The organism is Acinetobacter rudis (assembly GCF_000829675.1).
Classification (GTDB): Bacteria; Pseudomonadota; Gammaproteobacteria; order Pseudomonadales; family Moraxellaceae; genus Acinetobacter; species Acinetobacter rudis.
On the sequence record NZ_BBRX01000019.1, the window covers coordinates 38,759 to 63,036 of the forward strand.

25 protein-coding genes are annotated in these 24,278 nt (G+C 40.4%); 13 read left to right on the forward strand and 12 right to left on the reverse strand.

The window, feature by feature from the left end:
• The first annotated feature begins 125 nt into the window (after nt 1-125).
• From Aru01_RS04020 to Aru01_RS04035, 4 genes are all read left to right on the forward strand, one after another.
• On the forward strand, nt 126-1,685 hold the full coding sequence (locus Aru01_RS04020) for an esterase-like activity of phytase family protein (protein ID WP_016654576.1): 1,560 nt from the start codon (nt 126-128) through the stop codon (nt 1,683-1,685).
• Between the two features lie 141 nt (nt 1,686-1,826).
• On the forward strand, nt 1,827-2,432 hold the full coding sequence (locus tag Aru01_RS04025; protein WP_016654575.1) for a hypothetical protein: 606 nt from the start codon (nt 1,827-1,829) through the stop codon (nt 2,430-2,432).
• A gap of 261 nt (nt 2,433-2,693) precedes the next feature.
• Complete coding sequence (locus tag Aru01_RS04030; RefSeq protein ID WP_016654573.1) at nt 2,694-3,236, forward strand: OsmC family protein; 543 nt, start codon at nt 2,694-2,696, stop codon at nt 3,234-3,236.
• Between the two features lie 654 nt (nt 3,237-3,890).
• The gene (locus Aru01_RS04035) at nt 3,891-5,183 is read left to right on the forward strand and encodes a lytic murein transglycosylase (protein ID WP_016654572.1); all 1,293 of its coding nucleotides are present in this window, start codon (nt 3,891-3,893) and stop codon (nt 5,181-5,183) included.
• A 105-nt stretch (nt 5,184-5,288) separates the two neighbouring features.
• Here Aru01_RS04035 and Aru01_RS04040 read toward each other — a convergent pair whose 3' ends face one another.
• The 4 genes from Aru01_RS04040 to dapA all read right to left on the reverse strand — a co-directional run bounded on the left by Aru01_RS04040 (nt 5,289) and on the right by dapA (nt 8,146).
• Nucleotides 5,289-5,666 (reverse strand): hypothetical protein, encoded by a 378-nt coding sequence (locus Aru01_RS04040; protein WP_016654571.1) that lies wholly within the window; start codon nt 5,664-5,666, stop codon nt 5,289-5,291.
• 205 nt (nt 5,667-5,871) lie between these two features.
• The gene (gene purC, locus Aru01_RS04045; RefSeq protein ID WP_016654570.1) at nt 5,872-6,591 is read right to left on the reverse strand and encodes a phosphoribosylaminoimidazolesuccinocarboxamide synthase; all 720 of its coding nucleotides are present in this window, start codon (nt 6,589-6,591) and stop codon (nt 5,872-5,874) included.
• 37 nt (nt 6,592-6,628) lie between these two features.
• Entirely contained in the window at nt 6,629-7,234 is a 606-nt protein-coding gene (locus tag Aru01_RS04050; RefSeq protein ID WP_040330992.1) for a lipoprotein-34 precursor (NlpB), read from the reverse strand.
• Nucleotides 7,235-7,249: 15 nt separating this feature from the next.
• Nucleotides 7,250-8,146 carry a 4-hydroxy-tetrahydrodipicolinate synthase gene (gene dapA, locus Aru01_RS04055; protein WP_016654568.1) on the reverse strand — a complete coding sequence of 299 codons (897 nt, stop codon included), beginning with the start codon at nt 8,144-8,146 and terminating at the stop codon, nt 7,250-7,252.
• A gap of 342 nt (nt 8,147-8,488) precedes the next feature.
• Here dapA and pncA point away from each other — a divergent pair, with 342 nt between their 5' ends.
• The 3 genes from pncA to Aru01_RS04070 are packed head-to-tail and all read left to right on the forward strand — an operon-like array spanning nt 8,489 to nt 10,788.
• A complete protein-coding gene (gene pncA / locus Aru01_RS04060) occupies nt 8,489-9,115 on the forward strand; it encodes a bifunctional nicotinamidase/pyrazinamidase (protein WP_016654567.1) in 627 nt (208 codons plus the stop codon).
• 23 nt (nt 9,116-9,138) lie between these two features.
• Nucleotides 9,139-10,086: a bile acid:sodium symporter family protein gene (locus tag Aru01_RS04065; protein ID WP_016654566.1), complete on the forward strand. Its 948-nt coding sequence runs from the start codon at nt 9,139-9,141 to the stop codon at nt 10,084-10,086.
• A 9-nt stretch (nt 10,087-10,095) separates the two neighbouring features.
• The gene (locus Aru01_RS04070; RefSeq protein WP_016654565.1) at nt 10,096-10,788 is read left to right on the forward strand and encodes an XAC2610-related protein; all 693 of its coding nucleotides are present in this window, start codon (nt 10,096-10,098) and stop codon (nt 10,786-10,788) included.
• A gap of 11 nt (nt 10,789-10,799) precedes the next feature.
• Here Aru01_RS04070 and Aru01_RS04075 read toward each other — a convergent pair whose 3' ends face one another.
• The 4 genes from Aru01_RS04075 to Aru01_RS04090 form a co-directional block, all read right to left on the reverse strand.
• Nucleotides 10,800-11,261, reverse strand: coding sequence for a 2-thiouracil desulfurase family protein (locus Aru01_RS04075; protein ID WP_016654564.1), 462 nt, complete (start codon nt 11,259-11,261; stop codon nt 10,800-10,802).
• A gap of 29 nt (nt 11,262-11,290) precedes the next feature.
• Nucleotides 11,291-12,418, reverse strand: coding sequence for a 5-(carboxyamino)imidazole ribonucleotide synthase (locus tag Aru01_RS04080; protein ID WP_016654563.1), 1,128 nt, complete (start codon nt 12,416-12,418; stop codon nt 11,291-11,293).
• Between the two features lie 11 nt (nt 12,419-12,429).
• Nucleotides 12,430-12,945 (reverse strand): 5-(carboxyamino)imidazole ribonucleotide mutase, encoded by a 516-nt coding sequence (purE, locus tag Aru01_RS04085; protein WP_016654562.1) that lies wholly within the window; start codon nt 12,943-12,945, stop codon nt 12,430-12,432.
• Nucleotides 12,946-13,194: 249 nt separating this feature from the next.
• Nucleotides 13,195-14,445: a hypothetical protein gene (locus Aru01_RS04090; RefSeq protein ID WP_016654561.1), complete on the reverse strand. Its 1,251-nt coding sequence runs from the start codon at nt 14,443-14,445 to the stop codon at nt 13,195-13,197.
• Nucleotides 14,446-14,522: 77 nt separating this feature from the next.
• Here Aru01_RS04090 and serB point away from each other — a divergent pair, with 77 nt between their 5' ends.
• The 3 genes from serB to Aru01_RS04105 all read left to right on the forward strand — a co-directional run bounded on the left by serB (nt 14,523) and on the right by Aru01_RS04105 (nt 17,256).
• Nucleotides 14,523-15,743 (forward strand): phosphoserine phosphatase SerB, encoded by a 1,221-nt coding sequence (gene serB / locus Aru01_RS04095; protein ID WP_016654560.1) that lies wholly within the window; start codon nt 14,523-14,525, stop codon nt 15,741-15,743.
• A 428-nt stretch (nt 15,744-16,171) separates the two neighbouring features.
• Nucleotides 16,172-16,486: an AciT family ciprofloxacin tolerance protein gene (gene aciT, locus Aru01_RS04100; protein WP_016654559.1), complete on the forward strand. Its 315-nt coding sequence runs from the start codon at nt 16,172-16,174 to the stop codon at nt 16,484-16,486.
• 290 nt (nt 16,487-16,776) lie between these two features.
• The gene (locus Aru01_RS04105; protein WP_016654558.1) at nt 16,777-17,256 is read left to right on the forward strand and encodes a hypothetical protein; all 480 of its coding nucleotides are present in this window, start codon (nt 16,777-16,779) and stop codon (nt 17,254-17,256) included.
• A 93-nt stretch (nt 17,257-17,349) separates the two neighbouring features.
• On the opposite strand, the gene dtd is transcribed toward Aru01_RS04105, so the two are convergent.
• Entirely contained in the window at nt 17,350-17,790 is a 441-nt protein-coding gene (gene dtd, locus Aru01_RS04110) for a D-aminoacyl-tRNA deacylase (RefSeq protein ID WP_016654557.1), read from the reverse strand.
• Nucleotides 17,791-18,079: 289 nt separating this feature from the next.
• On the opposite strand from dtd, the gene pncB reads away from it, so the two are divergent.
• The 3 genes from pncB to asd all read left to right on the forward strand — a co-directional run bounded on the left by pncB (nt 18,080) and on the right by asd (nt 21,145).
• Nucleotides 18,080-19,294, forward strand: a complete 1,215-nt coding sequence (pncB, locus tag Aru01_RS04115) for a nicotinate phosphoribosyltransferase (RefSeq protein ID WP_016654556.1) — start codon at nt 18,080-18,082, stop codon at nt 19,292-19,294.
• 157 nt (nt 19,295-19,451) lie between these two features.
• Nucleotides 19,452-20,297 carry a sulfurtransferase gene (locus Aru01_RS04120; RefSeq protein WP_016654555.1) on the forward strand — a complete coding sequence of 282 codons (846 nt, stop codon included), beginning with the start codon at nt 19,452-19,454 and terminating at the stop codon, nt 20,295-20,297.
• Complete coding sequence (asd, locus tag Aru01_RS04125) at nt 20,291-21,145, forward strand: archaetidylserine decarboxylase (RefSeq protein WP_040330956.1); 855 nt, start codon at nt 20,291-20,293, stop codon at nt 21,143-21,145. The genes Aru01_RS04120 and asd overlap by 7 nt, the downstream gene beginning before the upstream one ends.
• A 75-nt stretch (nt 21,146-21,220) precedes the next feature.
• Here asd and phoR read toward each other — a convergent pair whose 3' ends face one another.
• From phoR to Aru01_RS04140, 3 genes are all read right to left on the reverse strand, one after another.
• Nucleotides 21,221-22,588: a phosphate regulon sensor histidine kinase PhoR gene (gene phoR / locus Aru01_RS04130; protein WP_016654553.1), complete on the reverse strand. Its 1,368-nt coding sequence runs from the start codon at nt 22,586-22,588 to the stop codon at nt 21,221-21,223.
• 10 nt (nt 22,589-22,598) lie between these two features.
• Entirely contained in the window at nt 22,599-23,309 is a 711-nt protein-coding gene (gene phoB / locus Aru01_RS04135) for a phosphate regulon transcriptional regulator PhoB (RefSeq protein WP_016654552.1), read from the reverse strand.
• 220 nt (nt 23,310-23,529) lie between these two features.
• On the reverse strand, nt 23,530-24,210 hold the full coding sequence (locus Aru01_RS04140) for a TetR/AcrR family transcriptional regulator (RefSeq protein ID WP_016654551.1): 681 nt from the start codon (nt 24,208-24,210) through the stop codon (nt 23,530-23,532).
• Nucleotides 24,211-24,278 lie beyond the last annotated feature (68 nt).

Below are 24,278 nucleotides of genomic sequence, written 5' to 3' on the forward strand. Positions count from 1 at the left end.
TCCCGACTTACATGCAAAAATTAAGATCATTTTTAGTCCTGATCAAGTGAAAGGTTTATCTTAAGTCACGAAACTGTAGCCAATTATTTTTACCATGGCGATATTTTAATCACTCAAAGAACATCATGGAAAAGAAATACTTATCACTACTTATCTTGAGCACCACTTTAGCTTTAACAGCCTGTGGTGATGATAAAGACAACAGCCAAGGAGAGGCCAAAACCTTAAGTAAAGATACAGCTTTAGCTTTGGGCAATGATCAATGTTGGCATGCTGGGGTGCTTAGCGAAACAGGGATTGATACGAATCGAAACGGCTTATTAGACAAAAATGAAGTCAAAGAGAAAACCGTACGCTGTGGTAAAAATCTTTTTGCTCAAGGCGCCATTATGCCCTATAGCATTTTAGGAAAATATAGCGCTAATGCGGGGATTATTGATAGTAATTTTGAATTACGCCAAGGAGGTTATGGCTCTGACTTAGCTGCGCACCCAACCGAGAAAACACAGTTTTATGCACTCACTGACCGCGGACCAAATGCAGACTATAACGATGGAGTACATGGTGCAGGTAAAATTTTCCCAAGACCTGACTATGTACCTAAAATTGGCCTGTTTGAAGTTCAAGAAAATGGTTCTATTAAGCAGCTAAAAACAATCACATTAAAAGATAGAAACGGTAAAGATATTACAGGTTTACCCAATACAGCTGCCTTAGGAGGCACTGGCGAAACACCATATGATCTTCAGGGCAGAGTCATCACGATGAATCCTGAGCAACCTTATGATCCTATCAACAATCCAATGCGTTTAGATGATTATGGCCTAGACAGTGAAGGTTTGGCTGCACTCAAAGATGGGACTTTCTGGGTCAGTGATGAGTATGGTCCACATATCGTGCATTACGCTGCGGATGGTCGAGAAATCGAACGAATTAATCCTTTTAGCGCAGATAAACGTAATAAATATACTCTTCCCAACGAATTTAGTTACCGCCGCCCAAATCGTGGGATGGAAGGATTAACCATTACACCAGATCAAAAAACACTCGTAGGCATCATGCAATCGACCATGAACCTTCCGACCAGCGCTGTAAATAAATCAACGTTGACTCGTATTATCAGCATTGACTTAGCAAGTGGTAAAATGCAGCAATTCCTATATCGTCAAGAAGGTAATGCATTTTCAAACTCAGCGATCGTTGCTTTAAACGATCATGAGTTTTTAGTTCTAGAACGCGATGAAGGTTTTTATCTTAAAGATCCACAAAAAGCGACAAAACGTGTTTATAAGATCGATTTGAATCAAGCGACAAACTTACATACAGTGGCTGAGAATAATGAACTTAAACAAGATAAAAAGTTAGGTTTAACTATTGCAGGACAAACCCTAGAGCAATATGTATTAGATAAAGGTTGGGATGGGCTGAACGCATTAAACATACGCCCTGCTCCTAAAACCTTAGTGGTTGATATGATCAAACAAGTTGATTATGCCCATGACAAAATGGAAGGAATTTGGCTTATTGATGATACCCACCTTGGCCTACTCAACGATGATGATTTTGGACTATGGAAAAATAGCCAAGGGCTTGAACAAAAATACCTAGACCTTAATTACACGCGTCTAGATCGTTCGACTTTATACATTGTAGATAACTTAAAAATGACCACAAAAAAATCATAAGTCCGATTTAAAGCTGATCATCACCGATGATGTGATGATCAGTCATTAACTCGATGAAATACTCGTTCAATAACAGTTGATCACCTTTTCATCTATACCTAAAATTATCTTAGCAATCATTGGTATATATTTAGGAAATTGATGAAAACACTTTGCATCACCACAGGCTTAATCGCTTTAGTACTCCCAGCAACTAGTTTTGCGATAGACCCTTCATATCAAGATCAAATTAGCTGTAAAAATTGGCGTCTTCAACTTAATGAAGTCATGCAATTTCCATCCTTTGTAAAAACTACTGCATTTAAAAAAGAGTTTAAACAAACTAAATCAAGTGATGAAGACGAAGGCGATTATTATGTTGATATCTATCAACCGCGCCAACCACAGCAGTTATATACTGCTGCAATCCGTAGTGTTACAACAGATGCAGGTTATGGTGGAGAATGGACTTCAGCAGGATTTAACGTTGAACTAAACGGCCAACTTCCCTTGATTTTAAAACAAGCACAGCAGCATCTCAATATTAAGCAGTGGTCTCAAATTAGCAGAACCCATGAGCATTATAATGATCAGGGTGAAGTCATTAAATCAGCCAAAACCACTGAATATTATGCAATGCAATTTTATCCAAATCAGGCACGCGTCATACTCATTTCTAAAGACCCTTTTGATCAAATGATCAATGTAAATTGTCGTGCCATTGAGGGTGATATCAAACAGTATCGCAACGACTTTAAATCATTCTAATTAAATATCGTAAAAATAGGCTGCCATAATTTTAGCAGCCTTTTTTTATTCATCATGGTCATTCTAAAAAGTACAGTTTCATCAAAAGATGAAAAACTTAAAAAGAAAGATAGGTATGAGGTAGGTTTACAGAAAAATAATAAAAGCCGCATGATCGACACAGCGATCAAAGAGCATATTGCTCTTTATAGCGCAGGCTTTATTTTACTCATCGCTTAATTTATTGCGAAGTACTTTATTAAAATGCAGGAAGCATGACTTATGTTAATAAATGGTATTGAAACTGAAAATCTTGCAGGGTTTGCACAAAGTGTTAGCCAAGATCCTCAAGTCGGCCAAGTCTCTTTTGCAGTAGAAACCGACTGGAAAGGTGGCTGTAAGAGTACAACCTCAGTACACGAGTGGTATATGGCTGGGGAAAGAAAAGCAAAAACATTTAAGATCGAAGCCGATGAACCAGAGGAACTATTGGGTGAAAATACAGCCCCAAATCCTCAAGAACTGCTCTTGGCTGCAATTAATGCCTGTATGACAGTGGGATATGTTGCTACGGCAGCCGTGATGGGTGTCAAAATTAACTCACTTAAAATTAAAGCATCGGGTGCCTTAGATTTACAAGGCTTTCTGGGCTTAAATGACGCTATTCCACCCGGCTATGAAAACATTGATTATGAGGTGATCATTGATGGTGATGGTACAGCAGAACAATATCAAGCCATCCACGATACTGTGATTAAAACCTCACCAAATCGCTGGAATGCTGCTCATCCGATCCACCTAAACGCGACATTAAAACACAATTAATTTATTATATCGGGGCTGTTGTTGGACAGCAGCTCCTGAGTCTAGTTGACCCTATCATATTCAACTCCCCTCCTTGAGTTATTCAACATCAATTTCTTCATGTTTATCTCGGTAAATTTTTAAATTCAAAACACACATCACTTTTGAATTCAAATTACATCAGGCGTCAGCCTGTGGATAAAGTTATCCACAAGAAATCAATGCTCGCATTTTAAATTCAAAATTTCAAAACGAACAATCCTGCTCGTTTGAATTCAAAAATATTTGCTCAAGCCTGCTGTGGATAAGTGTAAAATATCGGGATATTAATTTTTGAATTTAAACTTAATGTCGAGAGTTAAGCGTGTAATCCTTTAATTCAGCCTCACTCTAATTTAAATTCAAAGTATAACAAGCTCACTTCATTGCCATTTGAATTCAAATATAACGACCCAAGACAAACCACTTTTTAAATTCAAAAGTCATCGTCATTTCAATAAAGTTTTAAATTTAAAAAATTATGCTCAATTACTTTTGAATTTAAATTAACACTTGTAATTCCTTGATGATTTTCCAGATCAGAAATGAATTTAAAGTTCTTTATTGCTTTTTCCATACTTTAGCCACAACATTGTGCTAATTTGTTTTTAAATTCAAAAATAATTTTGGAATCCTATGCTGCGTCTTTCACTATTCTTTACGGCTGTCTCATTATTTAACAGCCAACTTCATGCCGATTTGGTTATTAATGGCTCAAGCACTAGCAGCCCAGCTGTTCAAACAACAACTGCTAGCTCAAATTATAAGCCAAATAATAATTTCCAAAGCTGTATCGCTGGCCTACGTTCTCAAGCCATCTCAGCTGGCGTAACATCTTCAAATTATGATCTTTATACGCGTAATCTCACGCCTGATTATTCAGTCATTGATAAATTGAACTATCAACCAGAATTCTCTACACCAATTTGGGATTATTTATCTGGTCTAGTCGATGACGAACGTGTAGCGAAAGGCCGTGAAATGCTCAAGCAACACCAAAATGTATTACAACGCGTTTCATCAAGCTATGGTGTACCAGCAGAGACAGTTGTCGCTGTTTGGGGTGTAGAAAGTAATTTCGGTGATATTTCTGGGAAGTATCCACTATTACAAGCACTAGGCACTTTAAGTTGTGAAGGACGCCGACAGGCTTATTTCCGTGGTGAATTTTTTGCAACGATGCGTATTTTGCAACGTGGCGATTTAAGACAAGAGCAAATGGTCGGTTCATGGGCAGGAGCTTTTGGACATACTCAATTTATGCCATCGACATATGAAGAACTCGCTGTTGACTTTGATGGTGATGGACGTCGCGATCTAGTATCAAGCACAGCCGATGCTTTAGCTTCTACTGCAAACTTTTTGAAAAAACGTGGCTGGCAAACGGGTATGCCATGGGGCTTTGAAGTGAAAGTGCCAAGTGGTATGTCTATTTCGGGTGAAAGCCGTCGTAACAAGAAAGCGTTGAGTTACTGGAGTGGTCAAGGATTAACACGAGTTGATGGTCGCCCACTACTACAAGGCAACTTAACATCTGCAACACCTGCAGGCTTAATGGCACCAAGTGGTCCAAATGGCCCTGTATTCCTCGTATTTAAAAACTTTGATGCTATCTATAGCTACAATGCTGCTGAGAGTTATGCACTTGCTATTGCGCATTTATCTGACCGTCTTCAAGGTGCAGGCCCAATCCAAACGGCTTGGCCAACACCAGATCCAGGCACATCACGTGCAGAACGTCGTGAAATTCAGAACTTCCTGCTAAAAAGAGGTTATGACATTGGTGCAGCAGATGGACTCATTGGTGACAAAACACGTCAAGCAATCCGCACCGAACAAACTCGACTTGGTTTAGCACCAAGTGGTCGTGCTGGACAGCAAATCTTAAAGGCATTCCGCGAAGAAACTGCACGCATGATGCTTCAATAAGCTGCTGATCACTCCGATAAAATGATGCCCCCAAGATAGCGAAGTATCTTGGGGGCATGTTCATTTCTACTCAATCTAAAGTTTTAAAAATCTAAATTCAGATGACTATTCAATCGCAGATTGATCAATTTTTACAGCTTCTAAAATATCCCAAAATACTGAAGTAACATCTTGAGTAAGATTGATATTGTTAAAAATTTCATATGCACCAATAGTGACATCAGTATCACTTGGTAACTGCTTTTGCTCTTCATCAATCAGCTGATGAATAGGCAATAATGTTTGTTTGATCTGTAAATGTAAGACTTCGCTAAACTCTATATTTTCATCTTCAAGTTCAATCATTTGCTCATTGAAAAATGGCAATAAAATCGAATAAAGATATGGTTGTATCTCAGTAATATCAAAGATCTCGACATCACGACTTTGCTCAATAGTACTGATATGATCATTAACTTCCAAAAGGATATGATAATAACTCACGCTGTTCTCCTACAATTACACAATCTGATGCCAATACATCTAATTTAGCCGAAAAAGCTCTTCTTATCCATAAAAGCCTTTTATTAATCAGGTATTCTAGACATAAATTCCAAAATCACCACATTCCATAAAAATTAGATGTTAAAAAAAGACGAACAGCACATTCTGCTGTTCGTCTTTAATTCAGAAATCTTAAAGTGATGACTTAAAGATCAGAAAGGTCGATACCAATACGGCTTGCCACTTCTTCATAAGCTTCAACCACTCCGCCTAAACCTTGACGGAAACGGTCTTTATCAAGTTTTTTCTTCGAGTCTTTATCCCACAGGCGGCAACCATCTGGAGAGAATTCATCACCGAGTACAATACGGTCATGGAACACACCAAATTCAAGTTTAAAGTCAACCAAGATCATATTACCTTGATCAAACAACTCCACTAGAACTTGATTGACTTGATAAGTCAATTCTTTCATTTTTTCCAATTGTGCTGCAGTAGCCCAACCTAAAGCAATTGCTTGAGATTCATTCACCATTGGATCACCTAATGCATCGTCTTTAAAGAACAATTCAAAGGTTGGTGGTGTGAGTTGTTTCCCTTCTTCTACACCAAGACGACGGCATAGTGAACCAGCTGCATAGTTACGAATCACACATTCCACAGGAATCATGTCTAGCTTTTTCACCAAAACTTCAGTTGGTGAAAGTAGCTTTTCAAAGTGAGTTTCAATACCCGCTGCAGCCAACTTCTCCATAATAAAGGCATTAAAACGGTTGTTCACCTTACCTTTACGATCTAGTTGTTCGATTTTTTCGCCATTAAACGCTGAGGCATCATCACGAAAGACTAAAATCAAGTGGTCTGCACTATCAGTTTCAAAAACGGATTTAGCTTTACCAGTATAGAGCAAGGTTTGTTTCAACATGGGGGAACCTTTTACAAAAAAAAATTGCCTAGTGAGACTAGGCTGGCCAGTTTTGGTAAATCTGGGTCAGTAATTCGCTGGATTTACTTTTATCAGCGAAACTACTATCGGCATTAAAGATCGCAATGTTGTTACTCGCACCTACAGAGGTCATGCGTAGCACATAAACTTGTTTATCGTTCTTCACAGTCACTTCGTAAGCATTTTTGCTCTTCGCGACAACATTTTGATTTAATGAACTCAGGGTAGCGAGTGCATATTGCCAAATTGTGGCAGGATCTCCACTCACATTTAATAGGGGATTACCATTACCATCCGTAAGCAACTTAGGTCGCCCAACAGCAACATCCTCTACAGACTCTGTGCTGTCCGTATTGGCTTGCTGTTGTTCAGGACGAGGTAAAGCAAATCGATTACCTTTGCTATTGGCAAAGTTAGGCGCATGTTCAATCGCCATAGGTTCAACAACTGGTGCAGGATATAGTGGTGAAGCTGGTCGAACTAAAGCACCTTCTGGGTATTTAATCTCACCCATCTCTGGTGCTTTTTTGTATTTCAACGAACCATTGCTAATTCCCATCGAACTACAACCTGCCAAGCTCATCGCAGCAAGGGAAAGCATTAAACCAAAACGTAACTGCATCATATTTTGCTCTTATTAAATGACACCAACTGCTTTAAGTTCTTCACGCAGTGGCGTACGGTATTGTTCAGCCAATGGCGTTAGTGGTAGGCGGATCCCTGAACCAATTAAAGCCATTTCGTATAATGCCCATTTGACTGGAATTGGGTTCGATTCGCAAAATAAAATATTGTTTAAATTTGCAATCTTGCTATTTAACTGTTCAGCCAAAGCTTTATCGCCAGCTAGAGCAGCAGCACAAAGCTGGCTCATTAAACCTGGTGCAACGTTTGCTGTGACTGAAATATTGCCTTGTGCCCCTAGACCAATCAGCTGAGATGCTGTTTCATCATCACCAGAATAAACATTCATGTGTTTATCACTAAGGCCTTCAATTAACGCTTGACCACGGACTAAATCACCTGTGGCATCTTTGATACCAATAATGTTGTCAACATCAGCCAAACGAATAATCGTTTCATTTTGCATATCTACGCCAGTACGTCCTGGAACGTTATACAAAATAATCGGTAGATCAACAGCTGCAGCAACTGCTTTAAAGTGCTGATAGAGCCCCTCTTGGGTCGGCTTATTATAGTAAGGTGTAACCAACAGTGCAGCATCTGCACCAAGTGCTTTCGCTTCTTTCGTCAGCTCAATTGCTTCATGTGTTGAGTTAGCACCAGTACCTGCAATTACAGGAATGCGTTTATTGGCAACACGAATAATCTCTTTAATAACTTTAGCATGTTCTTCCATGCTCAAAGTTGACGGTTCGCCTGTAGTACCAACAGCAACTATACTGGCTGTTCCTTGCTTTATATGCCACTCCACCAGCTTTTCGAGGCTCTTCCAATCGACGCTACCATCTTCAAACATGGGCGTGACAATTGCGACAATTGAACCTTGAATCTGGAGTGCTTGCTGAGTCATTTTAAAAAAAATCCTATTTGTCCATCCAAAGGAAATAGAAATAACGAAAATGTGGATGGTGAGCAGTTTTTTGATTTTAAGCAAAATCAATAAGGTTGATCAATTGAGTAATGCTTACGCAAATTATGACTTATTCAGCGTGACAGAACAATATCATTTAGTCTATGCGTGAAAAAACTTTAGCAAATCTAACACAAGATTGTCGTTAAATTTAGATTTACGCAGGTGAATAGACTTGCAATTCATCATGATCCCGTTCAGTGGGACTTGTTATGCTGTTTCAGTTTAGAATATTCAGCGCTAATATGATCGATAATTAAACATCATCAAGAGGGAAATAAGATGTTAGAGCGGCAAGGTAGTGCACTGATTGTTGTCGATGTACAAAATGGTTTTTGCCCAGGGGGCAATTTGGCTGTGGCCAATGCAAATGAAATCATCCCCAATATCAATAAAATTGCACATTCTTTTGAGCATATTATTTTGACTCAGGATTGGCACCCACAAGATCATATCTCTTTTGCAAGTCAGCACCCTAAACATCAGACTTTTGAATTGATTGAACTGAGTTATGGAACACAAGTGTTATGGCCTGATCACTGCGTACAAGGAACTCCAGATGCTGAGTTTCATCCTGATCTCGATATTCCGCAGGCTCAATTAATCATTAGAAAAGGCTGGCGCCAACATTTGGATAGCTATTCAGCCTTTATCGAAGCTGACCACAAGACCAGCACGGGATTAGCTGCTTATTTACATGCTCATCAAATCACAACAGTATATATCGTGGGCATTGCGACAGATTTTTGTGTGGCATGGACTGCAATTGATGCATGTAAGCTCGGTTTTGAATGCTTTGTGATTGCAGATGCCTGTAGAGCAATTGATCACAATGGTTCACTCCAGCATGCATGGCAAAATATGCATCAACATGGTGTACAACGCACCTACATGAAAGCTTTTAGTTAAACCCTCATGTTCAAGGAACATTCATGAAATTATCAGCATTTAGTGCTTTTCTACAAAAAACCTTTGCCTTATGGGTGGTGTTTTTTGCTGTACTGGCACTAGGCTTCCCTGAAGCATTTGTCTGGCTCAAATCCTATATTGCCATCATGTTGGGTATTATTATGTTTGGTATGGGTATGACCATGACACCCGCTGATTTTAAAAGTGTCGCCCAGCAGCCCAAGGCCGTACTCATTGGTGTACTGGCTCAGTTTATCATTATGCCTGCCTTGGCCTATATCCTTTGTCAGTTACTACGCTTACCCACAGAGATTGCAATTGGTGTTATTTTAGTTGGTTGTTGTCCTGGCGGCACAGCCTCTAACGTGATTACTTATATGGCAAAAGGCAATACTGCACTGTCTATTGCTTGTACTTCAGTCTCAACTTTATTGGCACCGATTTTAACGCCTTTTATTTTTTATCTCTTGGCCAGTCAATGGATTGAAATTAATGCAACTTCCATGTTGGTGTCAATTTTACAGGTAGTGCTCATCCCAATTTTCTTGGGCCTTGTTACCCGTGCTTTATTTAAACAAAAAGTAGAGCGTTCAATTCAAATGATGCCAATCATTTCAGTTGTGGCCATCGTCTTAATTGTTGCTGCGATTATCGCTGCCAGTAAAGCGGCTATTTTTCAATCAGGGTTATTAGTACTGGCTGTGGTTATTCTTCATAATGCCTTGGGTTATCTGCTTGGTTTTTGTGCAGCTCACTGCTTTAAGCTCAATTATGCTGACTGTAAAGCGGTAGCGATCGAAGTCGGTATGCAAAACTCAGGTCTTGGTGTTGCCTTAGCGACAGTACACTTTGCTGCATCGCCACTGACAGCCTTACCCAGCGCAATTTTTAGTTTATGGCATAATATCTCCGGACCAGCTTTAGCCAGTTATTGGGCCGCCAAGGCGGAAAAACCGACTAAACATGAGTAAGCAACCCCCATGAAGAAAATAACAACAACCCTATTTTCCAGTCTGCTGTGTGTGATTCATACTGCGGCTCAAGCACAATCTTTTGTACTACGCAAAAGTACCGATCTGTTTGATGTTACGGTTGAAGTCCAATGCCAACAGTCTAGCTGCCATGGACCAGCAACGATAACGCTATACGAAAAAGGTACTCAAAAGGTTATACAACAGTTTGAATCTGATGATTTAGCGCTGCATCTCAATAAAAGTTCAGCATCATCTATGACAGACCTGCCACTACCTGCTGAACAAAATGCGTTAATTTTTAAAGATTTTGACTTTGATGGTCGTGAAGATATTGCGATTAAAAATGGCAATACAGGCGCATATGGTGGGCCTATTTATGACATCTATGTATTTAATGATCAATGGGGAAAATTTGTTTATAACGAAGCGTTATCGATGCTCACGAATGCAGAGCTCGGAATGTTTGAATTGGATCATCATCAAAAACGTATTATTGCTTTTAGTCAATCAGGTTGTTGCTACCATGTTCGCACAGAGTACAGCATCAGACCTGGACAGGAACTACTTTTAGTTAGAGAGTTAATCGAAGATACCAACTCATCCAAAAACAATAAAGTTAAAGTGACTCATCGAGTTTTGGTCGATGGACAATGGAAACAAAGCGTAAAGTACTATCCACTTTTAAAGTATTACCAGTAAGCTAATCAAGATTATTGTAGTTGTTGTAAAAATTCTTGCTCGCTCATCACATGAAAACCATGCTGATGAAGTAAAGCAGCTGTCACCCCCTGACCATCGATTTTCTGCCCACTAAAACTGCCATCATAGATTTGAGTTGAACCACAAGAAGGGCTATTGGCCTTTAATACCACATGACTAACCTGATGCTGCTGTGCCAGAGCTAAACAACGCTGTGCCCCCAATATAAAGGCTGCGGTCATATCATCACCCGCACTGTCTAACACTTTTGCCTGACCAGACAGTACCGCTTGACCATCACCAGCAACAATTTCGGCAGGCAGCCGTGGGATACTCAGCCCACCAGCCACCTCTGGACAAAAAGCAACGGCCTGACCCGTTGCCAGTAACTGTTCAAGTGCATTGACCAAACAATGTCCGCCATCATAACGAACGGCTTGACCAAGTAAACATGCACTAATCAGATACTTCATTGTCCTATCCTCATTGCTTCAGATTGAAATTAAAAATCGATCTGCATGTCTGTGGTTAATGCCAAAGGTACAGGTAAAATTTCTGCCAACTGACGACATAAGTTTGTCAGCTCGGCATGGTCCGTTGGCATCAGAGTAATATGGCCAATTTTACGGCCTTCACGTTCGGTCTTATTATACAAATGCAAATGAGCACCAGATAACGCCAACACCTCAGCCGTTGCAGGATGCTCACCAATGATATTGACCATCACAGTTGGACGAATCAATTCAGTTGAACCCAAAGGTAAACCAGCAACAGCACGAATGTGATTCTCAAACTGTGAACATACTGCGCCTTCAATTGACCAATGCCCTGAGTTATGTACACGAGGTGCCATTTCATTGGCATATAAACCTTGTTCAGTCACAAAAAGCTCAAGAGTTAATACGCCAACATAATTTAAATGATTGAGTAAACGCGTAATATAATCTTGTGCTACACCTTGCAACTTAGCACTATTGGGTGCAGGTACAATCGAATGCGACAAAATACCATGATGATGGTGGTTTTCAGCCAATGGCCAAGTTTTCACGTCACCATCTTGACCACGTACCGCAATAATTGAAACTTCGCGGCTAAAACTCACAAAACTTTCAGCAACTAAATGCTTAGCACGACCAAGTTCTGCCCAAGCCTCAGCAATTTGATCTGCAGTACGTAGTACAAATTGACCCTTGCCATCATAGCCGCCTGTTGCCGTTTTCAATACGATTGGCAAACCAAGCTCACGAACAGCTTGTTCTAAACTTTGCAGTGAATCTACGGCACGATACGCCGCAACGGGAATGTCTAATTGATCAAATAAAGCTTTTTCTAGCAAACGATTTTGTGCAATTGCCAATGCTTGACGTGGCGGATGAATCTGTTTGTGTTTAATGAGTTGATCCACATCAGCCAAGGGCGTGTTTTCAAACTCCAAACTAAACACTTCAGCACTTTCAATAAACGTTTCAATCGCCTGATCTAATTGAGCATCAATCACTTGACCCATCTGCGCAGCAGGACAATCGCGGTTTGCTTCAAAAAAAGTACATTGAATATTAAGTGGTAATGCAGCTTGAGCCATCATACGACCCAACTGACCACCACCAAAAATACCGATGGTTTTATCCATGATCTCGATCCTTAGACTTGGCCAGGAATATTATTGCTTGAAACTTTATCTGTTTGCGCAGCACGGAAGGCCGCAACATTTGCTGCAATCTCAGGGCGAGTTAAGCCTAAGATTTGCGCTGCCATAATCGCAGCATTGGTTGCCCCAGCAGGACCAATCGCCAACGTTCCAACAGCAATACCTGCTGGCATTTGTACGATAGATAATAAAGAATCAACGCCATTTAAGATCGAAGATTTTACAGGTACGCCAAGTACAGGCAAATCTGTTTTTGCAGCACACATACCAGGCAAATGTGCTGCACCACCAGCACCCGCGATAATCACTTGTATACCGCGTTCACGCGCTGTTTCGGCATATTCAAAAAGTCGATCTGGAGTACGATGCGCAGAGACTACCTCAGCTTCAAAAGAGACACCAAGTTGCTTAAGCATATTGGCAGTGTGTTCGAGAGTTGCCCAATCGGATTGAGAACCCATGATGATTCCAACAAGAGGTTGCGTATTTGTAGCTGCGTCCGCATTCATTGCTAATGTTCCAGAGACTAAGTGAGTCGTGTTAAATCTCGACGAGAGCCAAGCTTTAGATGAATTAGAAGCTCACCATTATAAACTGATTCTGCTCATAAGAACGGCTATGCAATCGACTAAATGTGATTTTTTTCAGAAGAACTATTTTTTTAGCTGGCCTTCAGGCAAAAAAAAGCCCAAACACATCACGAAGACAATGTTTGGGCGCTAAATCTTTTTACAAAAACTCTGGTTTTAACTCTTAACTCAAGATGCTGATTTAGCTTGTAAAATTTCGGTACGGATCTGTTCTACCAGACCTGCACTTTCACCGCCCATACCGTTAATCATAAATGCATGACGCGTCAACAAGTTCGAAGGATTTGGCATCACCACCAATTGGTATTGTCCACTCACTTGTTTTAATAAATCATGGCTTAAATACAAGGCCATTTCTTTGGCAATCAAATGATGTGTCAAACGCTCTGCTGCTTGTATCGCATTTAATTGCATTGCTTCGACTTCAGTACTAATCGCACAACGTGTCTGTAAAACAAAACGTTTATCAGCACGATAACGCTTGTAAAGCACATCAGAAAGCAGTTGGAATACTGATCCAATCAGCACTAGGCACTGCGCAGCTTGTGGATGAGCTGAATCGATATGAATCGTTGCACCTTGCTGATTGAAAGCCTGATCAATCAATATATCTTGAGGATTTAAATTAAAATGTTGTGCGCAATTCTCAATGCTCTTATTGAGGAAAATTTGACACAAATTAAAATAAGGAATCGATACAGATTTATTGACCGTATTTAATAATTGCTTTGGATCATAAAATTGAATATTTAGTGCAACACAAGCTTGATTGCCATCAAAAGCAACAACAGGGGTTTTCGGTTCAAATTTTTCTTTGATTTTCTGCTGCGCTTGAGCAATTGCTAAAGCTTTACTCGACTTTTCCAGTGCAAGTGCTTCAGTCAATTGTTGTACTTCATGTTTTAAGCGTGCTTCAGTATTGAGACGGTTTAAATATTCACTACGTGTTGGACGTGCAATACCGCGATACGCGAGGAACAATAAACCATGAACCAACAAAGATAATAAAATCGTTAGCCATTGAGTTCGGAGAATCTCACCAATACTTGGCTGAATCAGGACGATCTCTACGCTACCCACTTTTTTATCGTTTAAAATAGCATCACGTGAAAACACTTCACCTTGACGTGTTTTGGCTAAACCACTAGTCGCTAAAACCTGTTTATTGGCATCCAAGATACGAATCGACGCTACACTTGGATTGGTTGCATAGCGATTTGCGAGCAATGCCAATGACACTGTATTCGCAGGCTGCAATTCAACGATACTATCTGTCACCAATTGACTGGTCATCAATTGGCCCTGATTGGTACGATTTTCATTCAACTGATGAGTTGTTGCCAACACCATCAAACAGGTGTGTAAAGCAAAGCTAATAATTAGTAGGCTAGCAAATAGCCCTTGTCTTGGCGCATTCAAGTTAAACTTCCAAAGAAAATATATTGAATTTCGATTATGATTCTAACAATTGTTGCAGCTCAGACTCGAGTCAATTCATGCGAGAAATCATTCTTATATCATTTTTAGGACCTGACCAACCGAATCAGTTTACCCGATTAATGCAGGTGTTGTCCGTACATTCTTTACAAATTTTGGATGTAGGGCAGGCAGTTATTCACAACCAGTTGACCCTAGGGATCGTGGTGTCATCCCACGATCAAACCGCAACTGCGCTAGCAATGAAAGACATACTCATTCTAGCACATGAGATTGGGCTCACCGTTCGCTTTAAACCCATCTCATGCACAGATTATGATCAATGGGTGAGTGAAGGGGGCAGAACCCGTTATATCGTGACGGCTTTAGCCCCAGAACTGACCGCTGCTCACTTACAGGCAGTTACCAATATTGTTTCAAGCCAAGGCTTTAATATCGAGACAGTCACCCGCCTTTCTGGTCGTCCAGACCAACATTGCGATAGCACCGAGCCAAAACGCTCTTGTGTTCAATTTGGTTTAAAAGGGCAAATGCTTGATGCACAAGCAATGCGTGCTGCATGTTTGGGGCTTTCATCTGCATCTAATATTGATGTGGCTGTACAAGAAGACAATGCTTACCGTCGCAACCGTCGTTTAGTGTGTTTTGATATGGATTCTACACTCATCGAACAAGAGGTCATTGATGAACTCGCGATTGAAGCGGGGGTAGGTGAGCAGGTTGCAGAAATCACTGAACGTGCGATGCAGGGTGAGCTTGATTTTCAGCAAAGCTTCCGTGCACGTGTGGCCTTACTTAAAGGTCTCGATGCAAATGTTTTGCCTAAGATCGCTGAGCGTCTGACCATTACAGAAGGTGCTGAACGTCTTATCTCAACGTTGAAATCATTGGGTTATAAAACCGCTATTTTGTCTGGTGGTTTCCAATTCTTCGCTGAATATCTTCAGGAAAAACTAGGTATTGATGAAGTACACGCCAACATCTTGGATGTACAAGATGGCCTCGTTACAGGCGAAGTTAAAGGTGCAATCGTAGATGGTGCCCGTAAAGCAGAGCTGTTACGTGGCTTGGCTGAAAAAATGGGAATCTCATTGGAGCAAGCAATTGCTGTTGGCGATGGTGCCAATGATTTACCGATGTTATCAATCGCGGGGTTAGGGGTGGCTTTTCGTGCTAAACCTTTAGTCAGAGAAAATGCGAATCAGGCGATTTCTAGTGTAGGTTTAGATGGCGTGCTCTACTTATTGGGTGTGCATGATAAAGATTTAAGCCGCGCATAAAAGGGAACATGATCTTCACAGCAAAAATAGTAACGACTCCTTTACACTTTTGCTGTGAAAGCTACTTATCTTTATCTATTTACAGCTTTTTTCATATATGAATAACAAAACAGCAATGTCATCATACTCGTAAAAAAAAGCGCTATCTACATGGAAAGTACTGAGTATTTTGATGTAATGACACGCCAATGTCGATTGGAATTATCTTCAACAAGGAATGTGTATAAAAAAAAATGTAATGACAAAAGAATGTTGCGACAGCATGTGTCGCTTTAGACAGAAGTCGCTCTTTTTTTATCGTAGAAACGCTGCATAATGCACAACATACACGGCGAAGACTCATAAGTATGCAGCCTAACAAAATGAATAGAGAAGTATTTGAGATCCGGTAGAAATTTGAGCCATCATCAAAGTTGACGGAGGTTTTTATGGTAACAGCAATATTTACAACGATCATTGGATTCGCTCTGATTGCTGTAGCGTTGATCGCTGTTTTTTTCTCCCCTTACCGTCATTGGCTGGGGTTTATGTGTGCAGGAATGCTATTTTGGGGTCTAATTGAAGGCATCCGCTTTGGTGTACACAATGTTTTCCAGATATCCATTGCCTATAGTTATTTGGCAGCAATCAGTACAGCAATGCTTGGCCTCATCGCATTTTTATTGTTTGCAGACAACAGAGCACAAAAGGCTATGGCAGATCGTCGCTATATCGAGCATACACCTGTTTATGAAGATGAGTGATCGAGTGAAAACTGCTGAAATGATGATTATTAATGGATAAATTAAAACAACAATACAGATCCTCTCTCATAGAGGATCTTTTTACGCTAAGTCATCGCTACACCTACAGGATATTCATATGAGGTGAAACTCAAAAGTTTGTTTTTCTTACAATGCAATCAGTTGCAAGCAACTCAATCTATTGACCATTTGTCATTGATTTTTTGTTGTGTAAAGCATTGATTGTCTAGATCAAACTTATGGTAGGATGAGCGATATATTTTTGAATTAAAACAACAGGCATAATGCTCATGAAACTTTCTTCAATTCCCGTGGTAAAGCTACCAATTGTTGATGTCAGTACTGATCCGCTCGATTTATTGGTGCTTGGTCTTGCATTACGTATGAAGCAGCTTGCTAAAACCAGTCCAAAATTTATTGAGTTAATTCACGATCGCCAATTCCGCATCCAGATCAGCACAGATCTTGGCTTTGCGCGACAAATTATTATCAACAATGGCAGTATCGATACTGTATCTGGTCAAGAAGCACCAGCTGATTTTATCCTACAATTTGCAGACAGCGAACATGGGGTAAAAACTTTAGCTAAAGGTGACCCAACTGCATTCATGACAGGTATGCAAGACGGCAGCATCAAAATGGAAGGTGATTTTAGCTTACTGGTTTGGTTCAATCAGGCTTCACGTTTACTTAAACCTAAACTTCCTAAACCGATCCAAGAAAAAATTAAAATTGCACGTCAATTTATCAAAGAAAAAACGGGACGTTAAGTTGCCTAAGCAACTGCTTCAATCGGCTTAGACTGAAGCACCCCCATTAAAAAGAGCGCCTAGTGCGCTCTTTTTTGTCACTTGTCTCTATGCTTATTCAACTTCAAGTTGAAAGGTAACAGGGCCATCATTGATCAAATGTACTTTCATATCTGCAGCAAAAATACCCGTTTGGAGCTGTGGAAACTGATCACGAGCATAATCTACAAGCTGTTGATAAAGCTGTTTTGCTGCCTCAGGTGGCATTGCTGGGCCAAAATCAGGACGTAAACCTTTTTGTGTCTGAGCCATTAAGGTAAATTGTGAAACCAACAATACCCCACCTTGTGCCTGACTGACATTCCATCCCATTTTGCCTTGTTCATCATCAAAAAAACGATACTTTAAAATTTTATCGATCAGCTTTTTGCCTTTTTCAAAGTCATCTTCTTGGCCCAAACCAAGAAAAACCAGCATACCGTGTGCAATTTCACCACAAACCTGTCCATCAACTTCAACTTTTGCGGTTAATACCCGCTGTAATAAAGCACGCATGCGCTGTTCCACTCTATCGACAAAAAATCGCCCAAAGTCTAACAGATTTAGTGTTCACACTTCACCACAACATCACTGTCGTCTGCAATGTACGCAATATCTGAGCCCTACAAGATCTAAGCACAAATTTGCTCTTATTTTTTCCTCTATTTCGCAACATCGCCTTGAGATTTTCTACAATCATCCACAGTATTTATCCGTTGTGTTTACATCGATTCAGTTAAAGATGCAGTTTTTTATCTGCAAATTGTGTTTTAATGCCAGAAGCTGATGAAAAACGCGTGCTTATATGTCTCCAATTATCCAGTCTTTACTTGATACTGATTTATACAAATTTACTATGTTACAGGTGGTCTTACATAAATTCCCCCAGACACATAGTGTTTACCATTTTCGTTGTCGTAACCTTGAAGATACCAGCTATCCTCTAACTGAGATCTTGGATGAACTCAATGAGCAACTTGATCATCTATGCACCTTAAAGTTCACCGAAGATGAGCTGCAATATCTACGTCGTATGCGCTTTATCAAAAGTGACTTCGTGGACTATCTAGAACTCTTTCAATTAAAGCGTCGTTTTATCGAAGCAGGGATTGATGCAGAAGGACGTTTAGACATTTGGGTAGAAGGCCCAATGGTTCAAGCCATGATGTTTGAAATTTTTGTCTTAGCGATCGTAAATGAGCTGTATTTTAAACGCCTTCATAGCGCAGAAGTTTGGGCGGAAGGTGAGCGTCGTTTACAAGATAAAATCAAACAGATTCAAGCTTATGAACAACAACAAAACCCATCTGACCCACCCCTGTTGATTTCAGACTTTGGTACACGTCGTCGTTATAGTATGCAATGGCAACGCCACGTTGTGCAGTCCTTCCAACACGCAGTACCACAGGTGTTTCGTGGTACCAGTAATGTCTATCTTGCCAAAATTCTGGATATCACCCCAATCGGTACGATGGCCCACGAATTCTTGCAGGCTTTCCAAGCACTTGATGTGCGCTTGAGAGACTTTCAAAAAGCGGCTTTAGAAACTTGGGTGCAAGAATATCGTGGTGACCTTGGAATCGCACTAACAGATGTAGTCGGGATGGATGCCTTCTTACAAGACTTCGATTTATATTTTGCGAAGTTATTTGATGGCTTACGCCATGACAGTGGTGACCCTTATGAATGGGGTGACAAGGCTTATCAACATTATAAGAAACTCAAAATTGACACTAAAACCAAGATGCTGACCTTTAGTGATGGTCTTGATATCACCAAAGCTTGGGATCTACATCAATATTTCAAAGATCGCTTTAAAGTCAGCTTTGGGATCGGTACCAATTTGACCAATGATATGGGACTTACTCCGCTTAATATTGTGCTCAAACTGGTTGAATGTAATGGTCAATCGGTAGCAAAAATATCAGATAGTCCAGGTAAAACCATGACAGACAATGACACTTTCTTGGCTTATTTGCGTCAAATTTTTGATATTGCTGAAGAACCAGCTCAGCAATAACTGTAAATCATCTGATGCTTCTCGCACGGTCATAACCTCGTTATGCCGTGCTTTTTTTCACTAATTAACAATAAAAAATGCATAGTCACCAAAATGCCAAGCTGCAAGACTGTGTTAAAATTTGCGCCTATCAAAATTAAATTATAAATGGTAAGTCATGAGCACTGATTTGGATTTTGCTTTACTCATTGAGGCTGAGCAACTTGTGGCCCAGCTCAATCACCCAATGTTACGTATAGTGGATCTCAGTCGAGCATCTGTATATGCACAGCTGCATCTACCCAATGCGATTCATGTTAAGCCCAATATGTTGGTGCAACAAGATGACTATGCAACGGGACTACTGCCTGATGAAACCGCATTACAACAACTCATTAGCCACCTCAATATCTCACAAGATCATCATGTCGTCGTCTATGATGATGAAGGTGGTGCTTGGGCGAGTCGTTTAATCTGGACATTACACAGTCTTGGATTTGAACGCACCAGCTTACTTAACGGTGGGATACATGCTTGGTTGGCCGCAGGCTTCGCCACTGAGTCGCAAACAGTCAAACTCGAACCGGTCAGTCACTTATTGACCGTACCAGAAACATCGAACTATCTCTATCGTATTGAATACCCTGAACTGCTGCAAAAGCTTGAACACCAAGAGATTCAACTCTGGGATTGTCGCAGCAAAGAAGAATACACAGGTCAACGCTTAGCCGCACGTCGCGGTGGTCATATCCCAGGTGCATATCATTTTGAGTGGAGTACTGCACTTAATCGTGAAAATCATTTAAAATTACATACTTTACAGCGCACTCAACAACGCTTAGAGCAAATCGGACTGCGTGCTGATCAACCCATCGTAGTCTATTGCCAATCTCATCATCGTTCTTCTTTAGCCTACGTCATTTGTCGATTACTGGGATGGCAAGTCTTGGCCTACGATGGTGCGTGGAGTGAGTGGGGTAATCATCCCAACAGCCCAATTGTGAGCGGAGAGCATCCATTTTGACTATCGAAAACCTAAAAAAACAATTGTTTATTCAAGCGCAACGTGTAGTACCTCAACACAAACTCAGCCGCTTAGTCGGTAAGGTTGCAGCAAGTGAAAACTTTATTGTTAAAAATGCCGCAATTCAGGCTTTTAAAGCAAAATATAAAATTGATCTGAGCATTGCTGAGCAAACCGATGCTTTGAAATATAAATCATTTAATGAATTTTTCACTCGCTCACTCAAACAAGGTGTCCGTGCAGTTGACCCTGCAGCAGATAGCATTGTCTGTCCTGCTGATGGTGCGATTTCACAACTCGGTAAGATTGAATCAGGTGAAATTTTTCAGGCGAAGGGTCAACACTATTCAGTTGAAAAACTGATTGGCGATCCACAGCTTGCAGCCGTTTTTAAAGAAGGCCAATTTGCTACGGTTTATCTTTCTCCACGTGATTATCACCGCGTACATATGCCATTTTCAGGTACATTAACTGAGACCCTATATATTCCTGGTGAGTTGTTTTCTGTCAACCAGACTACAGCTGAAACGGTACCAGGTCTGTTTGCACGTAATGAGCGTATGGTATGTTTATTTGATACTGAAATTGGTCGTATGGCCGTTGTTTTAGTGGGTGCTATGATCGTTGCGGGTATTGAAACTGTCGCGACAGGAAAAGTAAAACCTTCTGGTTGTCTCGAGCTGAATCATCACCAATTGGCTTTAGGGAAAGGCGATGAGCTTGGTCGTTTTTACTTGGGATCTACAGCGATTGTATTATTTGAAAAAGATAAAATGCAATGGGATGCGCAGTTTAAGGCCAATGACTTAACGGCCATGGGCGAGCGTCTAGGTACTGTGCAGGCATAAGTCTAAACAGGACAGCCCATAGATAAAAGCCTTGCATCAATGCAAGGCTTTTTGCTTTCAATCGTGAAATTCATGCTAATCAGCATGATCTACACAATAAAGATGTTGTTTAGGAAATACCGCTTTAAAGGTAGAGCCTTTATTTTCAATAGAATCCACTTCAAGGTGGGCACCATGCTGCATCAGTACATGTTTAACGATAGCAAGGCCCAAGCCTGTTCCACCACTCTGACGACTTCGTGCACTGTCTACACGATAAAAGCGCTCAGTTAAGCGTGGTAAATGTTTTGGATCAATCCCTATACCGTTATCTTCAACCATAAAATAACCATGGTCTTGATCGTCATACCAGCCGATGCTGATGATTCCACCCCGTGGGGTATACTTGATTGCATTGGTAATCAAGTTACTAAATGCACTAGCAATTTCCATGTCTGAACCAATCAAATCATAATGACTATCGATGTTCAGATTTAAGGTGTGGCCATAATCAACGTTATAAGCCTGTGCATCATCAAAAAGTTGGTTCATTAGACTTGGCATATCAATGATTTGATTTTTAGCTATTTGTTTGTCATTTTCCAAACGAGATAACAGCAATAAATCGTTCACTAATGCATTCATACGTCGAGTCTGTGACTGCATTTGTTCAAAAGCACGTTTCCAACGCGGATTGATATCTTCCTGATCAATAAATGTTTCCACATAACCACTCAACACCGTTAATGGGGTGCGTAATTCATGTGAAATATTATCAACAAAATCTTTGCGCATCTGTTCAAGGTTTTGCATACGTGTCACATCATAAGCAACGAGCAAGTGGCTATCACTGCCAAAAGGTGTCAGTTTGATTTGCACATAATGCTCATCATTGATCGATGATTTAATTTTGATGCCATCAGGTGATTTATCAATATCGTTAAAATATTCAATAAAACGGGGTTGTCTTAAAATTGACAGTAAATTACGCCCGCGATCAAGATATTGAATACCCAATAACTTCTCTGCTGCAGGGTTAGCCCATTCGATTTGATTCAACTCATCAGTCAAGACCACCGCTTCAGCAAGTGCCACCAGCGATGATTGTGCACGATCAATCAAACCCACCATATCAGCCTGTACCACACGTTCTTGGCGCTGAGAGCGGTAAACATTGAACAATAATGCCCCCCAAATACCGTTTAAGTTTGGAGGAACATCGTAGGGGCGATTAGAAATCCATTCATTGACTAAATACAATGAACGGAGCTGTAAAAATAAGAAAAATGCAAAGGCCGCCAATAAACAGCTGGCCAAATATCCCATGCCATAACCGACTAAACCACCAATCAACAAGAAAAAAAAGAGAAGTTTTAAATCTTGTTTAGCAAAGTTCCACAGACTGCTATAGCGGAACTTTTTATGATCACGAGCAAGGTCGGGTACGGGATAAGGTTCATACATAAAATTAGTCTTAACCTAGAGCAACATCAGCTCGTGTAGAGAAACGATAGCCTGTACCACGTACAGTTTGTACAAAACGGTCTACACCATAAGGCTCTAACACCTTACGTAGACGACGAATATGTACATCAATCGTACGATCTTCAATATAGACGTTCCCACCCCACACCTGATCCAACAACTGGGCACGTGTGTAAGCACGTTCTGGATGTGTCATGAAGAAAGCCAATAAACGATACTCTGTTGGGCCCATTTCTAAAATATTTTGCCCAAAACTGACGCGTTGGCTGACTGGATCTAAAATCAAGCCATTGGCATCAATCGTTTTCTCTCCGCTGAGTGCATTAGCACGGCGTAAAACTGCTTTAATGCGTGAAACCAATTCTCGTGTCGAAAATGGTTTGGTCATATAGTCATCAGCCCCAGCATCGAGACCCTGAACTTTATGGTCCTCTTCACCACGAGCTGTCAACATAATGACTGGGATTTCAGACAGGTTTTCATCGCGTTTTAGACGGCGACAAAAATCGACACCACTTACACCACCTGGCATCATCCAGTCTAAAAGAATCAGTGCTGGTCGTTGATCAACAACCATTTGATGTGCTTGTTTCGCATCTTCTGCTTGTAAACACTGAAAACCCGCCATATCCAAAGACGTATGGATCATCTCGCGAATTGGAAGTTCGTCATCGACGATTAGAATGTAGTCATCTTTCACAACGCAATATCCTATGTATGTACGAACGGTGACCCGTTTGATTGTTTATGACAGGCTTATTACAAAGATTAATTATGACAGTATCATTGCAAAACTGATGTATACAGTTATTTTTGCAATTATTTGTGACAAAACATGGTGAAAAATATGACAAAACGGTGACTCCATCACAATAATGCAAGTTTGGTGTTTTCTGTCTATTAATCAAAAGTCACATGACTTAATGCATAAATTTGGCAATGAGTGCCTCAAAAACAACCTCACATGCTGCAATAATGTCTTCTTGTGACTGTTTAAATCCACCCATTACCCAGCGTATAGCAACTTGTGTTACATAACCATTTAAGCCTGTTGCAACCAGTGAAATTTCTCCTGAACTTTTTTGTAAATCAGGAAGCAATAACAGTACAAAAGATTGAATCATACGGTCAAAACGTCCCATCGACTCTTGAATCGTGGCCTGGTTATGGAGTTCTTGTACCAACATCGCATCTACATAAATAATTCGTGCCATACGTGGATCATTTTTGAGTAATTCAAATAATGCTGTTAAACCAGAACGAACCATCAAACGTGAATCAGGAGCGGCAGCAAAAATTGCCTGCATCACTGTTGTTTCTAATTTTTCAATCAGTTGTAAAAAGATGCTTTGGAACAAGTGTTCACTTTTCTTAAAAGATTCATAAAAATAACGTTCAGTCAGCTTTGCTTCATTACAGATATCTTTCACTGTTACTGAGAAAAAGCCTTGTTTCCCATACACTTCAATACCCGCTTCAATGAGTTTTTCACGACGAACTCTTTTTCTTTCAGCCAAAGATAAGCCCTTAAATTGGCGCTCTTTGTTTACAGAACTCGCTGGTGCAGAGTCCTGTAACTTTAATGAATGATCCTGAGTCATTGTCAGAAGAACTTCCTATAGTCGATGTGTAGAGCATTCTAACAAGGTTCAACCATGAAACCTACGTA